Source organism: Pseudomonas sp. SDT291_1_S447 (assembly GCF_054070155.1).
In genome coordinates, this window is the sequence record NZ_JBSVXS010000019.1 from 37,993 (window position 1) to 53,616 (window position 15,624).

Below are 15,624 nucleotides of genomic sequence, written 5' to 3' on the forward strand. Positions count from 1 at the left end.
TTAAATATTTTTAATTAAGGACGCGCATATGATTTTCAGCAAATTTTTTTCGACACCTCCCAATCCCATTGCTGAGCGATTTATAGAGTTTTCAATGTTGGGCATGTTAATTATGTTTTCTTGGGTCATCCAACTGCTGCGGATCTTTTTTATAATGTCTTTTTGATGAAATTTTAATGCTTTTTGATAGGCGCCTGTTATATGCCCCTTGTCACGTCGAAGTAGTATGTTTGGGTGTTTTTTTCTGAAGGCTCGCTTTATTGGTAGTCTGGTTTCACTTTCGTCGAACATGCTGTATGGGTTTTGTGTGAGTGCATACTCAATGATTTTTTGGCTTGTGAATGGAAAAATTATGTTGTTGAACTTGTTAAGGGTCGAACTGATCGAATTTTGGAAAACGGCCTGTGTTATAGCTTGTACATGTTCCTCGGCTAGGCTCTTAGGTTTTTCTGCACCCCTTCGCGGCAAAAACTGCGAGTTAAAAAAATAACTTAACTGGTCAGTCTCGTTGTTTTGTTGTCGCCTGTTTTGAGTAAGGGTTTGGTAGAGGTTTGATCCTGTCAGTTTGGAGATCGTTGCAGCTATATTAAATCCCTTGAAAAATCTCTTTTCTCTAATTAAATGTTGGAATGCAGCGGAGGGTACGGGGTCTAAGAATAAGTGATCGCCTCCATGTCCATCCAATACAATGAATTCGTGTCCTAGTTGGGAGAAGATAAAGTCTCTTTCTTTTTTGAATACCTGCTCAGAGGCCATGCTGGAGTTTATACATAAATGATCAGTCGGATTCACTTCCTGAAAGAAGTCTTCTGGTTCGAGCTTGAACAGTATGTGGTTTACGTCAAGTGTATTGCATAAAGTGGTGGCTGTGTTTCTATCATTATTTGCACTGCATTTTTCGTCGAACCAAGTGATGGCGGTAACGTGATCTTTTCCAGCGACTTCAATCGCTGCAAGTAGTAAGCACGTTGAATCGACACCTCCCGAGAAACGCACTACAAGCTCTCCATGTTTGTTTTTATTATGTTCTTCGGCGATGTAATCAATTATCAATTCAAAAGGGTCTTGATTTGCGAATGAATATTGGCCTTGAAGGTGGGTGAGGTTGGTCTCAATAGTGCTGGTCTTTAGTTTGGTATCGAACGTGTATGTGTGTGAGGGCGGGAGCAATATGACCCCCTCCCAATAAGTGGACGTTGAGGCAGGTTCGTCTTGGGTGAGTTGGCGAATTATTTGATACCTGTCCGGTTCTTTTTTGAATATGGGGTGCTCGAATTTATCACTCATAATGCTGCCGATATTGCTGTTGATTACTATCAACTTGCAGGATGATAAAGGATTTACGTGCACTATTTTTTCTGCGGTGGGTTTTTGTTGTGTTGAATTAGGGTTGTGTGTTTGATAGCGCTTTCCTTTGTTGTTCATGGCCACTCCTTGGCTTTATGTGAGCTGGACCGATTATTGAGCGCCCTATAGGGGGCGCTCAATAATGACGTTTAGGAATTACCTCGGGCTTGGAATTCTAGGGCCGCCGCAATCTGGCCGAAAAATGAAGTATTTGCCTTCCAAGACGCAGCCTCCACCATAGCCATTTATCGTTGGGGTCGCTTTGAATATCAAAGGGCGGCTTGTTTTATCGTGAGTGACGTATTTGTTTCTTTTGAACATGATCCAATCCTCTTTTTTAAGTTTAATGCCTGAATAAGTTGTGGGAGATTGTTGAGATTTGCGTATTGAGTAACGGGGCGGATTAAAAAACGTTCTATAGAACAGGCATTCCTCTGAGGAAGCCTTTTCTCCAAATCGTTTCGCGTTTTTTTGTAACAAGGTCACGATAGAGTCCGTGCGCCAAGCGTACAAGCCAGCGGATTCTGTCGTTGATGTAGGCAATGGCGAGAGGGTCTGTAGGCTTAAGGTGGTGCAGCAATGTGTGCTTTAAACGCATCTTGGGTTGGTCTTAAACGCCTTCCGCGAAGTGACGTGATCGTCGAGGTTCCTGCATGGCCAGCGCTTGTTGCGAAAGCGGCCTGCCCAACAACGTCCATTTCATACAGGCAACAAAAAACCCGGAAGCTCTCGCCATCCGGGTTTTTTGTTATCGCCAGTTCAATCAGCGGTTAAACCGCTCCACCAACGAGTACTGCGTATTCGCCGTTTTGGTCAGTTCTTCACTCAACAACGCCGAGTTATGCGCCTGCTCCGACGTCTGATCGGCCAGCTCCGAAATATTGCTGATGTTGCGGCTGATCTCCTCAGCCACCGCACTTTGCTCTTCCGTCGCCGCAGCAATCTGTGTGGTCATGTCGGTGATGTTGGCCACCGCTTCACTGATCCCGACCAACGCCTGATCCGCTTCCAGCACCCGCGCCACACCTTCTTCGGCCTGGCGATGCCCGGCTTCCATGGTTTGCACGGCACTTGAAGCTGTCTGCTGCAACTTGGCGATCAGGGCGTGAATCTGCCCGGTCGATTCGCTGGTGCGCTGCGCCAGTTGACGCACTTCGTCAGCCACCACCGCAAAACCACGGCCCATCTCACCGGCACGCGCTGCTTCAATCGCAGCGTTCAGGGCGAGCAGGTTGGTCTGGTCGGCGATGCCTTTGATCACGTCGACCACGCCGCCGATTTCGTCGCTGTCCTTGGCCAGTTGGGTCACGGTCAGACCGGTTTCCCCAACCACCACGGACAAACGCTGAATGGCTTCGCGGGTTTCCCCGGCGATGTCACGACCGCGACCGGTCAGGCGATTGGCTTCCTGAGTGGCGTCAGCAGTGCGCTGTACGTGGCTGGCGACTTCCTGAGTGGTCGCGGCCATCTGGTTGACGGCGGTGGCGACCTGTTCGGTTTCCACGCGCTGACGTTCCAGGCCGGTGGAGCTGTTGTGCGCCAGGGCGTCGGACTGCTTGGCCTGATCGGTCAGGTGCTCGGCGGTGTCCTGCAGGCGGGTCAGGCAGGTTTTCAGGCGTGCTTCCTGGCTGAGAATCGACATTTCCAGACGCGCCTGGGCGCCACGGCTGTCGGTGTACATCTGCGCGATCAGCGGGTCGGAGGTGGTCTGCTCGGCCAGACGCAGCAGGCGCTTGAGCCCGCGTTGCTGCCATTGCAGGCCCATCAGGCCCAGTGGCACCGACAGACCGGCGGCGAGGGCGAAGCCCCACTGCGAGTTCAGGGTCGCGCCGATCACGAAGCTCAGTTGGCTGACCAGAATGAACGGCAGCCAGTCTTGCAGCACCGGCAGCCATTTGTCGCTGGAAGGGATCGCCGACTTGCCTTGGTTGATGCGTTGGTAGAGCGCTTCGGCACGGCGGATCTGCTCGGCGGTGGGTTTGATCCGCACCGACTCGTAACCGACCACCTGATTGCCGTCGAACACCGGTGTTACGTAGGCGTTAACCCAGTAATGGTCACCGGTCTTGCAGCGATTCTTGACAATGCCCATCCATGGCAAGCCTTGTTTCAATGTGCCCCACATGTGCGAAAACACCGCAGCCGGGACGTCGGGGTGACGGACCAGGTTGTGCGGCGCACGGATCAGCTCTTCACGCGAAAACCCGCTGATCTCGACGAAAGCGTCGTTGCAGTAGGTGATCACGCCCTTGGCATCAGTTGTGGAGATCAACCGCTGCTGAGCCGGGAAAGTCCGTTCGCGTTGTGTAATGGGCTGGTTGTTACGCATGGTTTTTCAATCCGCAAGGCTTTGAAAGGTTGTCGGCGGTGACAGCTGATTATTGAAATTTTTTTTCAATAATCAGCACAGCGTCGCAAAACGGCGCTTGCTTCAGCCGGCGAGCATCGGATAAGTGAACAAGCCGAAATGCAGCAGGTTCAGGCCGAAATGCGTCGCGATCGCCGCGCCGAGTCCGCCAAAACGGTAGGCCAGACCATAGCCGACACCCGCCAGGCCTGCCAGCAACACCCAGGTCCAGCCTGCGCCGACATGCACCAGACCAAACAGCAGCGAGGCCAGCAGCAGGGCGAGATTTTCACCGTAAGGCAGATGTTTGAAACGCTGGCTGAGGCCGCCCTGTATATAGCCGCGAAACAGCGCTTCTTCGACCAAGGTCACCAGCAGTAGGTTGTTCAGCACCCACAACCATGCCTGATCCGGCCATTTAGGCGCCCAAGCGATCACGCCCAGCAACAGTGCGCCGCCGAGAGCCAGAATCGCACTGAGAGTCAGAGCGAGGGCGGTGGCGTACACGCTCAGACGCAATGAACGGCGCCCGACAATCCACGGGCAGACCAGTAGCAGCCAGAAGCCAATCAACGGTTTATCGAGATTCAGGTACATCGAGAACGGCACGGCATTGTCGGTGAAGCGCTGCGGATCGATGGCGCGCCCGTTGGCAAACCCCGGCAACCAGTGCAACGCCAGCGCCAAGGCCAGCACGATGAACAGGCCATGACCGAGAAACCGCGCAACCGGCACCTGTTGTTGGCGCACGGCAAAACCTGCGAACACCAGTAATCCAACGGAAATCAAAGCGAGCCAACCGAGCTGACCGAAGCTCAGCGCCCATCCGTAACCGAGGCTGAGAAGCGCCAGATAGAGCCATGGCAAAGCCTTCATCGAAAGTCCCTGTGCAGAATGTGTGGAGGGGCTTTCTACACGGGTGGGGGCGTGGGGACAAGTGAAGGTGTGGCGGTAAAGCGGGACAACTCCGATACCGTTGGCCAAACATAAATCCCAATGTGGGAGCGAGCTTGCTCGCGAAAGCGGTTTGACAGGCAATAGTTGTTTCGACTGATACACCGCATTCGCGAGCAAGCTCGCTCCCACAGGGGATTAGTATTCCAGCAAGGGTTTTTGTGGATGGCTGGGAATCAGCGCAGGTTAAGTTTCGCCGCCGCACGCTCGGTGATTTCCGTGCGCAGCTTCAGCGATGGCGCTGCACGCAAACGTGCCTCATCGACAATCGCACCCGGCGCAGTCTCCGGGCTGCCCGCGTTGAACGGCGGTGCCGGAGCGTATTCCAATTGCAACTGAATCAGTTGCGCCGCGTCGGCACCCACCAACTCTTCAGCCAATACCAAGGCAAAATCAATCCCCGCCGTAATCCCGCCACCGGTAAACAGATTGCCGTCACGCACCACCCGATCCTTCACCGCGATCGCCCCCAGCGTCGGCAGCAGATCGTGATACGCCCAATGCGTGGTCGCCCGTTTGCCTTGCAGCAAACCCGCTGCGCCAAGGACCAGCGAGCCGGTGCAGACCGAGGTCACATACTTCGCTTGAAGAGCCTGGCGTTTGATGAAGTCCAGCGTCTGCGCGTCTTCCATCAACGGCCCGACACCGCCGCCACCGGGAATGCAGATCACATCCAGACACGGGCAGTCCTCGAACGTGGTGGTCGGTTTCAGCAACAGACCGGCGCTGGCGGTGACCGGCATCAGATCCTTCCAGATCAGATGCACCTGCACGCCCGGCAACGAGGCGAGCACGTCATAAGGCCCGGTCAGGTCGAGTTGCTGAACCTGCGGAAACAACAGAAAACCGATCTGCAACGTCATCGTGCTTACTCCATTAAAAGGGGTGGACGGCTTCACTGTAGGCGCGTAGGTTCTGGCGCATACGCCAATCACCCCACGAATTACGCCAAATGCCCAAAGCCATCCACGTACTCGCGTTCGCCAATATGCAGATTCTCGACGTCACCGGGCCGTTGCAGGTGTTTGCTTCGGCCAATGACCTCTGTCGTCAACGCGGTTTGCCCGTGCCCTATGCGCCGTCGGTGATTGCCAGCGAGGGCGGGGCGGTGATGTCCTCGGCGGGGCTGGCGGTATTGGCCGAACCGCTACCGCTGGAGCCCAGCGACACGCTGATCATCGCCGGTGGCTGGGGCATTTATCCTGCCGCCGAAGATGTGGCGTTGGTGGATTGGGTGCGCGAACATGCGGCGAAATGTCGGCGCGTAGCGTCAGTGTGCACCGGGGCATTTTTGCTCGCGGCCAGTGGCTGGCTCGACGGTCGTCGCGTCGTCACCCACTGGACCCGTTGCGAACAATTGGCGCAGCAACATCCGAAACTGCAAGTCGAGGCCAATCCGATTTTCATCACCGACGGCCCGGTATGGACCTCGGCGGGTGTCACCGCTGGCATCGATCTGGCACTGGCGATGGTTGAAGAGGATCTGGGCAGCGACATCGCCCTGGACGTCGCCCGCCATCTGGTGGTGTTCCTCAAACGTCCGGGCGGGCAATCGCAATTCAGCGTGACCTTGTCGTTGCAGAATCAGGGCAATCGTTTTGATGAGTTACATGCGTGGATCGCCGAGAACCTCACCTGCGACCTCGGCGTCCCGACCCTGGCCGAGCAGGCGGGCATGAGCGAACGCAGCTTCGTCCGCCATTACCGCGCCGACACCGGTCAGACCCCGGCGCGGGCGATCGAATTGATCCGCGTCGAAACCGCCCGGCGCTTGCTCAGTGATACCGGTTTGCCGGTGAAACGCATCGCGGCCAATTGCGGTTTTGGTAGCGAAGAAACGCTGCGCCGCAGTTTCCTGCGGGCGATTGGCGTGACGCCGCAAGCCTATCGCGAGCGGTTTTCGGTCAGCGTTGCACCCGATCCGGTGATGCCTTGAGGGTTTCCAGCGGGGCTTCTTCGGGTTCAGATAAACTGCGCAGCTAATTCTGCCGACCGACTTCAAGGACGATGCATGTCACTCAAACCGCTGCTTGCTCTGCTGGTACTCGTCGGGATGCTGGCCGGTTGCGCCTCGCCGCCCCCGTCACTGCCGGATACCCCGCAACGCCGTGAACTGATGGAGCGCATGTTTGCCAAGTCGACGATCATGCTGTCGTTCAAGGAACTCGAAGCACGAGCTGCCGCCGAGCCGGGCGAACCAAAGCGCCAAGTCAGCGCAGACGAAGCTTTGGCCAAACATAAGCAACAAATGAATGTCGACCTGCCAGCCGCGTACTGGCAGCAGCGCCGCGCAAACCTCGCGCAACTGATCGATGCCAGGGCCAAGGGCGAAGCCGTCGGTCTGGCGGCGTACAAAGAGAAGTACTTCGAGCAGTTGTCCCAGGCTCCGACGCCCATGCTAGCGGCTCTGGCCAATGCACCGCGGATGGACGCGCTGCCAGAGTTTCCATTAGTGCTGCCGAACGATCATCAACTCAGTTACTTCTACCTGATGACCGTCGCGGAAGAGACGTTCTGGGAGATTGAGCAGTTTTACCAGCACATGGCCGATCTGGATGCCCAGTACGGCGTGTGTGCGCTGTACCCGGGTTGCTACCGACCGGACTTCCGCACGGCTAAGCCTCGGCTTCCGCCACCTGATTGAAATACTTCGTCCGATCCGGGGTAAACGTCACCAGCATCTTCGTCCGCGAACAGGTCAGCGAACGTTCGCTGCTCAAGTCGATATCCAGATCCTCCCCACGTAACCCCTGCCATTGCGCAAGGTATTTCAGCGAGCCATATTTTTCGTTTTTTTTCAGGCTGCGGCTCACACCACCTTTCCAGCCGAGCACGGGCAGTTCGCCGGCCAGACATTTTTGCGCGAGGTCGGGGAAGCGGGTGGCGCGCTGGCGGCCGATTTCCCAGCATTTGATCAGGCCTTTGTCCGCGGCTTCCCAGAGTTGGGTGCGGGTCAGGCCGCTGCGAAGGGGCGTGTCGATGGTGCGCTGGACGTGCTGGCTCATTCTGGTTCCTTGAATTCGGGTTTTATTGGACAGCTCCGCTGTGCCCGTTGCGGTGGATGGTAGGGGCGGATGTAACAGCTGGCAACAGGGTATTTCCGGGTGTGACTGCGAGTTGCGGGGTAGGGATGACAGGGGGGATGTTGAGCCGCTGTAGTCCGCAGGTGTGTCCAACTGTGGTGAGGGGTTTTATCCCCGTTGGCCTGCGCAGCGGCCCCAAAGTCAGAAGCCCCGGTACTTCTGGATGAGTGAGCTGCAGGGTTTTTGGGCTGCTTCGCAGTCCAGCGGGGATAAATCCCCTCGCCACAGGGATCCTACAAAGTCATCGTTTTGTGGGCTATTTCCTACAACCTCTAGCGAACATTACGGCTGCCACTCACTCTTTTCCCCGCTCAAGCGCCGATCCAGAAAACTCGCCGCACTGATCAACGCCAGATGTGTCAGCGCTTGCGGCGTATTGCCCAAGTGTCGACCATGGCTGTCGAATTCCTCTGCATAGAGGCCCAGCGGATTGGCATAACGCAGCAATTGCTCAAACTCCAGATGGGCTTTTTCCACCTGCCCCGCGCGAGCCAGGCATTCGACATACCAGAACGAACACGCAGCGAACGCGCCTTCGGTGCCGGCCAGGCCATCGATATTGCTGGCGTCATTGCGATAGCGATACACCATGCCGTCGCGCACCAACGTCTTTTCGATGGCTTCGAGGGTCGACAGCCAGCGTGGATCCTTGGCGCTGACGAAGCGCACCAGTGGCATCAACAGCATCGAACCGTCGAGCGCGGTGCCGCCCTTGTACTGGACGAAATGCCCGCGCTCTTCATCCCAGAAATTGTCCCAGATGTCGGCGTAAATCGCCTGTCGGGTCTGGTCCCACTGGGCGAACGGTGCCGGCAGCGAGCGCTTCGACGCCAAACGAATCGCCCGGTCCAGCGCCACCCAGCACATCAGTCGAGAATGCAGAAAGTGGTGCTGTTCACCGCGCATTTCCCAAATGCCGACATCCTTGGTCTGCCAGGTCTCACAGACTTGATCGACCACTTCGCGCACGTGTTTCCAGCCTTCGTGGGAAATCGCGTCGCCATATTTGTTGACCAGATACACCGCGTCCATCAGCTCGCCAAAGATGTCGAGCTGGATCTGCTCGTACGCGCCGTTGCCGATGCGTACCGGTTTTGCGCCGCCGTGACCGGACAGATGATCCAGTTCGGTTTCCGGCAATTCCTGTTGTCCGTCGATGGCGTAGAGAATATTCAGTTTCATCGGCTGGCCACAGCAGTCGCTGACCCGCCCGCGCAACCAGCCCATGTAGGCGTTGGCTTCGCCGACAAAGCCCAGGCGCATGAACGCGTACACCGTGAACGAGGCATCGCGGATCCATGTGTAGCGGTAGTCCCAGTTGCGTTCGCCGCCCGGCGTTTCCGGTAGACCGAAAGTGGCGGCGGCGAGAATCGCGCCGTGTTTGCGCGACGTCAGCAGTTTCAACGCGAGGGCCGAGCGGTTGACCATTTCGCGCCAGCGTCCGCGGTAAATCGATTGACCGATCCAGTCGCGCCAGAACTTCAGCGTGCGTTCCATGCACAAGTGTCCTGCGCCTTCGGCAAATCGTGGATCATCGGTGGCACCGAGCATGAACGCCGCCGTTTCATTTTGTTTGAGGGTGAATTGCGCCACCGCCGCTTGGGCGTCGATCTGCATCGGCTGGTCTGAAGCCAGGCGCAGTGACGGTTGGCCGGCAGCGCTGAACGTCACGTCTTGTTGATCCATCTGTGCTCGGGTGTCGGCTCGTGCGTAATCGTGGCGCACGGCGCAGCGCATCGTGAAAGTTGCTGAGCCGCTCACTACACGAACCCGCCGCATCAGCAGCGGCAGGGCATCGTCACTGTCACCGATAGGCAGCAGATCGGTGACTTCCACCACCGCGCGTTCACTGAGCCAGCGGGTTTGCAGAACATTGGTGTCGGGCAGATAAATCTGCTCGCGGCGCGCGTCGGGCAAGTCCGGCGCCAACTGGAAAATCCCCGCGTCGGGAGTATCCAGCAGCGAACAGAAAATCGACGGGCTGTCGAACTCCGGCCAGCAGAAAAAATCGACACTGCCGCGATCATTGACCAGCGCTGCACTGCGCATGTCGCCGATGATGCCGTGGGCGTCGATCGGGCTTTGTCGTTCCAGGTGATGCTCAGCCATTGCCGCGAAACTCCGGATAGAGGCTCATGCCGCCGTCGATGAACAGGGTGGTGCCAACGATGTAATCGGAGGCGTCCGAGGCGAGAAAGACCACCGCGTTGGCGACGTCCTCGGCATCGCCGATGCGTCCGTAGGGAATCAGTTCGAGCAGCTTTTCAGCGGCCGCGCCTTCGGTGGCGTCTTGATTGATCGCCGTGCGAATCGCCCCCGGCGCGATGCCATTGATGCGGATGCGTTGATGGCTGACTTCCTGCGCGAGGGTCTGCATCAACTGATCGACGCCGCCCTTGGACGCGGCGTAATTGACGTGCCCGGCCCAGGGAATGCGTTGGTGCACCGAGCTCATGTGGATGATTTTGCCGGCGGCGCGGGACACGCCTTTGCGAACGCCCTGGCGATTGAAAATCCGCAGGGCAGCGCGGGCGCAGAGGAATTGGCCGGTGAGGTTGACGCCGATCACCGCGTTCCAGTCGTCCAGCGACATATCCACAGCGGGCGCGTCTTTTTGCATACCCGAGTTGGCCACCAGAATATCCAGTGAGCCGAAGGCATCGAGGGTTTCGGCGAACAGCCGTTCAACCTCGTCTTCCTTTGATACGTCGGCGCGGATGGCGATGGCCTGGCCACCGTCGGCGACGATCTGCCGGGCAAGTGCTTCGGCAGGTTCGGCCTGTCGGTTGTAGTTGATGACCACTGCAGCGCCGGCAGCCGCGAGGGCCTTGGCGGCGGCGTGACCGATGCCAGAACTGGCGCCGGTGATCAGGGCTACCTGGCGGGTAAGGGAGATCTGCATGAGTGTCTGGGCCTGAAGCTTTGTCTTCAATAGCTGACTGGCCAGCGCAGGCGAGAGTTCAGTGAAAAGTCTCTACACCCTTCTGGCCCAAATGCGCTGTGAGGCAGTTGAGCGTTTTATAGCGACCATTCAGATGTGGTAGCGCGCACTGTGTTTATGCCATTCCAGGTTACCCGCCACCCAAGTGGTCAAGCCCTTCAAATAGCGTTTGGTCAAAGGTGCGGCATTGTTCAGTAGTTGCTTTTCGAGCGTTGAGTATTCCTGCATGACGGCATCATGAATATCCGCCGCTTTATCGATGGCCTCTTGCAGCGAGCAGTGATGTCTGGCCGCCAGAAGGTAGGGAAGCTTGAAGTCTCCCGTTTCCTTGAGGTGCTCCTTGTACGCGGAATACAAGTCATTGACCAAAGTCGTGGCCAGTGCCGCCAAGGCGCTGATGCGATGAATCTGTGGGTGGGAATACAGGTTGGCGGGTACTTCGTAGTCACCAATAACATCAATCAGAACCTGACAAGGCCAGAAACTGTTGACCTGTCGGCTGGCCAGATATTCGGCGATGGTGGGTTGGGTACCGTAGATACGCCACGGGGCTTCGGCAGCCATGGTGACAAACATGGCAATGGTGATTTGCCGTACTCGAGCCACTTGTGAGGGGGTGGAGAATTGCCCCACGCGTTTCATGTAAGACAGCAAGCCCCTGATTACCGGGTCGCACGTTTGTTGTTGCGAAAGTTCTTCATCGAAAGGCGCAGGCAAATACACCGGATCGATTGCCGTAATGGCGAACGACAGCATTTCGGCCACTTTCTCGGGGCGGCCACCGAGCGATAGGTCGTCACAATAATGGTCATCCACGGCGAACAGTGCCGCGAAACATTGCGCAGCGAGCAGTAACCTGTCCGGATCGTCCGTGTCGGCATGGCACAACATCGCGTAGCGACCGAAGTCACTGGCGCGCAGTTTTTCGTGTTTACCGGCAAAGATACCCACGCTCGGTATCCACGTCATAAGACGCTCGTTGACTTCCTGGCCCAGCGCCTCATCAATGCGTGTCGGGCAAGGACAGAAAAGGCTGCGCACGACAAAGGGCGAAACGGCGCTGCGTGGTTGTGCCGTGGAGGTGGGTCGATTCATGGTCTGCTCCTTTTACACCGCTTGCCTCGGGACACTGGATGCAGTCGTCGGGTCTGAGCAATGTTCTCAACCTGCGAGTTCCTGCATGGGTAACGTTGGGTATATGAATGCGCTTTGTTGGAAGACGAAGCACCTGTCAGGTCTGACAGGTACGCATGATTTGCGACGAATGGTTGCGTTGCCAACAGCAGGCGGCTGAAGCTTCAAGTGTGAAAAAACGGTACTGGCTTCATTTGCATTTCAGGCCTTCACATTCCACCAACAATTGCGCGCTTCCACGCCACCCGACCCTATGGCAACTTGGCGGCCCTTGATGAGGCTGCAGTCCATGGCAAACCCCTACCGCGAATTATTCAACGCCCCCGGCGCACGAAATTTTGTGCTGGCCGGGATGATCGCGCGCATGCCGATCTCCATGACCGGTATCGGTGTGATCACCATGCTTTCGCAGTTGAAGGGTGGCTATGCGTTGGCTGGTGGCGTGGCGGCGACGTTTGCGCTCGCCACGGCGTTTTGTGCGCCGCAGGTTTCAAGGCTGGTGGACCGCTTCGGTCAGGGGCGGATTCTGCCGGTATCGGCGTTGATCGGCGGCGGCGCACTGCTGATGTTGCTGCTGTGCACGCGGTTACAGGCGCCGAACTGGACGCTGTTCATCTTCGCCGCACTGGCCGGTTGCATGCCGAGCATGTCGGCGATGGTGCGCGCACGCTGGACCGAGATCTATCGTGGCCAGCCGCAATTACAGACCGCGTATGCGCTGGAATCGGTGCTTGATGAGGTCTGTTTTATTGTCGGTCCGCCGCTGTCGGTGGGGTTGTGTGTGGCGGTGTTTCCTGAGGCCGGGCCGCTGGCGGCTTTGCTGGCGCTGGCGATCGGCGTGACGGCGTTCGTCGCCCAGCGCAGCACTGAGCCGCCGGTGCACCCGCATGCGTGCGAACATCACGCCTCGATCATTGGTTCGACTGACGTTCAGTTACTGTTGGCGCTGATGATCGCCATGGGCGTTATCGTCGGCGTCATCGATGTGGTCAGCGTCGCGTTTGCCCAACAACAGGGGCAACCGGCGGCAGCGAGCATTGTGTTGTCCGTGTACGCCATCGGTTCGTGCCTGGCCGGCATCGCCTTCGGTGCGATGCGTTCGAAACTGCCGTTGCCCCGGTTGTTTTTGTACGGCGGCGTGGCGACAGCGGTGACGACGTTGCCGCTGTTATTGGCGAGCAATATTTTCGGCTTGTCGGTGGCGGTATTCATCGCCGGGCTGTTTTTTGCGCCGACGCTGATTGTGGCGATGGCGCTGATCGAACGCATCGTGCCGCCCGCCAAACTGACTGAAGGCCTGACCTGGCTGGTCACCGGTTTGAGTATCGGCGTGGCCGTCGGGGCTGCCGGCTCCGGTTGGCTGGTGGACGCTTTCGGTGCGCGCAGCGGTTTCTGGCTGGCGATTGCGGCGGGGGCGGTGGTGCTGGGTTCGGCGGTACAGAGTTACCGCCATCTGAAATGAAATTTCCATTGTGGGAGCGAGCTTGCTCGCGAATGCGTCAGATCAGTCGACATCAATGTTGAATGAAAGACCGCTTTCGCGAGCAAGCTCGCTCCCACAGGAGTTGAAGTGTTACCAGCCCCGTCCCGAATTCACCCAGAAATTCACCGACAACGACGTCGACACCGACTCCACCTGATGGAACCAGCCCTCCGGCAAAAACAGCAGATCCCCAGCCTCCAGCGTTACGCGCAAGAAGGTCACGTCCCGAGCGGCGGGGAAGCGCTCGTAATCCGGCGCATCCGGGTTGAAATCACAACCATCCAGACCACCCTTCGGCGCCGTCGACCAAGTGCCCAACGCTTCACGATGATGCGGCGCGGCGAGGGTGAATTTCTTCTGCCCCCAGACCTGCGCGAAGAGGTTGTCGGTGTCGTCACGATGCAACGGCGTCAACGTGCCTTTCGGTCCGATCCAGATACGCGGCGGGATGAATAACGAGGTGTCGAAGTAGGCCGGGTATTTGATCTGTTGCATCAACTGCGCCGGCAGGATGTTGTTGCCCATATACGCCGGCGGCTCGCCATTGGCGCCCTTGACCGCCGGTTGGTCCAGCGAGGCGATGAAGTCGGCCATCGACGTGGAGCGAAAATCACGTTCGGTGGAGAAGGTTTTCTTCACGTAGTCGCCATGGCGGGTGATGCCTTGCAGCTCGGCGAAATGCACCAGCGATTCTTCACGGCTGAGCTTGAACAGTGGCCAGTCGTGCAGCGCATTGCTGACCACCACCGGAATGCCATTGGGCAGATAGCGGCTTTTGAATTCAGCGACCGACAGATCACTGCGCGAAAGGCGTTCGATGCTGCTTTGGGTCGGCAGGCTGGCGGTGAGTTTTTCACTGAAGCGCGGCGGGGTCGGGTAGCGCTTGTTCATGTCGACTTTTTCCGCCACGGCGCCACCGTGCATCGCATGTTCGATGATCTGCGGCAGCATCGTTGCCAGGCCCATGTTGCCGCCGATTTTCAGGCGCCCGCTGGCGAACAGCTCTTCGACGTTGGCCATGCCGCTCATGATCCCGAGGAAATCGCGCTCGGCGACTTCAATGGTCACGTCCGGGCTGGCGTGGCGTCCAGGCACGGTGCGGCTGCTGGCCTTGACCTCGGACCAGTAGGCCTGCTGCGGACCAAACACGAATTGAAAAACGCCTTCGATGCCGACGGCGCCGGCATTGGCGAACAGTTTGCCCAGGATGCTCTGCAGGTCCACGGTGATCCCTCATTATTGGTTTTGGCCTGAACAGTTAACGAGCGCCTGTTGGGGGAATTTACTGGTCGATGACTAATTTACCCGGCGCGGGATACGTCTCTCTCTACAGATGAATTTTTCGAGGAAAGCGTGGTGACCAAGCTGACCCTGCTGTGCCTGCCGTATTCCGGCGCCAGTGCCATGGTCTACAGCCGCTGGCGGCCGAAACTGCCGCAGTGGCTGCACTTGCAACCGGTTGAGCTGCCGGGGCGTGGCGCACGTTTTGGTGAGCCGCTGCACACCGACATGCGTGGACTGGCGATGCAACTGGCCAAGGAATTGCGCCCGACACTCAAGACTCCTTATGCGCTGTTCGGCCATAGTCTGGGCGCGTTGCTGGCCTGCGAAATGGCGCATGCCCTGCGTGCGCTGGGCTGTCCTGAGCCAGTAGCGATGTTCGCTTCCGGCACTGCGGCGCCGACGATGCGGGCCGATTACGATCGCGGCTTCGCCGACCCCAAGACTGACGCCGAGTTGATCGAGCAGTTACGTACACTCAATGGCACCAGCGAAGAAGTGCTGGCCAACGAAGAGCTGATGAGCCTGACCCTGCCGATCCTGCGCGCGGATTTTCAGCTGTGTGGCAAGTTCGAACCGCTGGCGCGACCGCTGCTCAACTGCCCGGTGCATGTGCTCGGCGGCAAGGCTGATCGTGCCACCACCGAGCAATTGATCGGCTGGAGCAAGGAAACCCGCGGCAGTTTCTCGGTGGACATGCTTGCGGGCGGGCACTTCTTTATTCATGAGCATGAAGCGAAGGTGCTCAAAGTGATCAAGGATCAGCTCGACGGACATCATCGCCGCCACGCCATGGCCGCAACCGCCTGAACACCGCGAAAACCTGTGGGAGCGAGCTTGCTCGCGAAGACGCAATGTCAGTCAACATCTGTATTGGCAGACATACCGCATTCGCGAGCAAGCTCGCTCCCACAGGGTGTTTTGCAGATCTGAAATTCCCCGCTCTACCTCCCGCCTGACAGTTATTCTCATTCGCTAATTTTTCCGGTCTGCATTCGTTTTATAGGGATGACGTGCCTTTGTGCTTCCTGCCTACTGATCCGGATGCTGAGAA

General features: G+C 57.7%; 13 protein-coding genes. 4 read left to right on the forward strand and 9 right to left on the reverse strand.

Annotated features, from left to right (window positions below; all coding sequences use genetic code 11):
• From ACW9IR_RS09395 to inhA, 4 genes are all read right to left on the reverse strand, one after another.
• Positions 1-1,425 (reverse strand): asparagine synthase-related protein, encoded by a 1,425-nt coding sequence (locus tag ACW9IR_RS09395; protein WP_457462891.1) that lies wholly within the window; start codon positions 1,423-1,425, stop codon positions 1-3.
• A gap of 685 nt (positions 1,426-2,110) precedes the next feature.
• Positions 2,111-3,676: a methyl-accepting chemotaxis protein gene (locus ACW9IR_RS09400; protein ID WP_064389791.1), complete on the reverse strand. Its 1,566-nt coding sequence runs from the start codon at positions 3,674-3,676 to the stop codon at positions 2,111-2,113.
• Positions 3,677-3,778: 102 nt separating this feature from the next.
• Positions 3,779-4,570: a CPBP family intramembrane glutamic endopeptidase gene (locus ACW9IR_RS09405; protein WP_102900899.1), complete on the reverse strand. Its 792-nt coding sequence runs from the start codon at positions 4,568-4,570 to the stop codon at positions 3,779-3,781.
• Between the two features lie 254 nt (positions 4,571-4,824).
• A complete protein-coding gene (gene inhA / locus ACW9IR_RS09410; protein WP_457462894.1) occupies positions 4,825-5,511 on the reverse strand; it encodes an isonitrile hydratase in 687 nt (228 codons plus the stop codon).
• 89 nt (positions 5,512-5,600) lie between these two features.
• Here inhA and ACW9IR_RS09415 point away from each other — a divergent pair, with 89 nt between their 5' ends.
• Positions 5,601-6,584 carry a GlxA family transcriptional regulator gene (locus ACW9IR_RS09415; RefSeq protein WP_457462896.1) on the forward strand — a complete coding sequence of 328 codons (984 nt, stop codon included), beginning with the start codon at positions 5,601-5,603 and terminating at the stop codon, positions 6,582-6,584.
• A gap of 75 nt (positions 6,585-6,659) precedes the next feature.
• The gene (locus ACW9IR_RS09420) at positions 6,660-7,292 is read left to right on the forward strand and encodes a hypothetical protein (RefSeq protein ID WP_095120092.1); all 633 of its coding nucleotides are present in this window, start codon (positions 6,660-6,662) and stop codon (positions 7,290-7,292) included.
• Here the strand turns inward: ACW9IR_RS09420 and ACW9IR_RS09425 are convergent.
• From ACW9IR_RS09425 to ACW9IR_RS09440, 4 genes are all read right to left on the reverse strand, one after another.
• Complete coding sequence (locus ACW9IR_RS09425) at positions 7,264-7,653, reverse strand: hypothetical protein (protein WP_102900903.1); 390 nt, start codon at positions 7,651-7,653, stop codon at positions 7,264-7,266. The two genes, ACW9IR_RS09420 and ACW9IR_RS09425, sit on opposite strands and share 29 nt — an antisense overlap.
• A gap of 360 nt (positions 7,654-8,013) precedes the next feature.
• The gene (locus ACW9IR_RS09430) at positions 8,014-9,840 is read right to left on the reverse strand and encodes a glycoside hydrolase family 15 protein (protein ID WP_110719731.1); all 1,827 of its coding nucleotides are present in this window, start codon (positions 9,838-9,840) and stop codon (positions 8,014-8,016) included.
• Entirely contained in the window at positions 9,833-10,633 is an 801-nt protein-coding gene (fabG, locus tag ACW9IR_RS09435; protein WP_102900905.1) for a 3-oxoacyl-ACP reductase FabG, read from the reverse strand. Before fabG ends, ACW9IR_RS09430 begins: the two co-directional genes overlap by 8 nt.
• Before the next feature lie 129 nt (positions 10,634-10,762).
• A complete protein-coding gene (locus tag ACW9IR_RS09440) occupies positions 10,763-11,767 on the reverse strand; it encodes a terpene synthase family protein (RefSeq protein ID WP_457462900.1) in 1,005 nt (334 codons plus the stop codon).
• 328 nt (positions 11,768-12,095) lie between these two features.
• Between ACW9IR_RS09440 and ACW9IR_RS09445 the strand changes: the two genes are divergently transcribed.
• Positions 12,096-13,268: an MFS transporter gene (locus tag ACW9IR_RS09445; RefSeq protein WP_457462902.1), complete on the forward strand. Its 1,173-nt coding sequence runs from the start codon at positions 12,096-12,098 to the stop codon at positions 13,266-13,268.
• A 111-nt stretch (positions 13,269-13,379) separates the two neighbouring features.
• Here ACW9IR_RS09445 and ACW9IR_RS09450 read toward each other — a convergent pair whose 3' ends face one another.
• Positions 13,380-14,513 carry a cupin-like domain-containing protein gene (locus ACW9IR_RS09450; protein WP_457462904.1) on the reverse strand — a complete coding sequence of 378 codons (1,134 nt, stop codon included), beginning with the start codon at positions 14,511-14,513 and terminating at the stop codon, positions 13,380-13,382.
• Positions 14,514-14,642: 129 nt separating this feature from the next.
• Here ACW9IR_RS09450 and ACW9IR_RS09455 point away from each other — a divergent pair, with 129 nt between their 5' ends.
• The gene (locus ACW9IR_RS09455; protein ID WP_457462906.1) at positions 14,643-15,380 is read left to right on the forward strand and encodes a thioesterase II family protein; all 738 of its coding nucleotides are present in this window, start codon (positions 14,643-14,645) and stop codon (positions 15,378-15,380) included.
• Positions 15,381-15,624 lie beyond the last annotated feature (244 nt).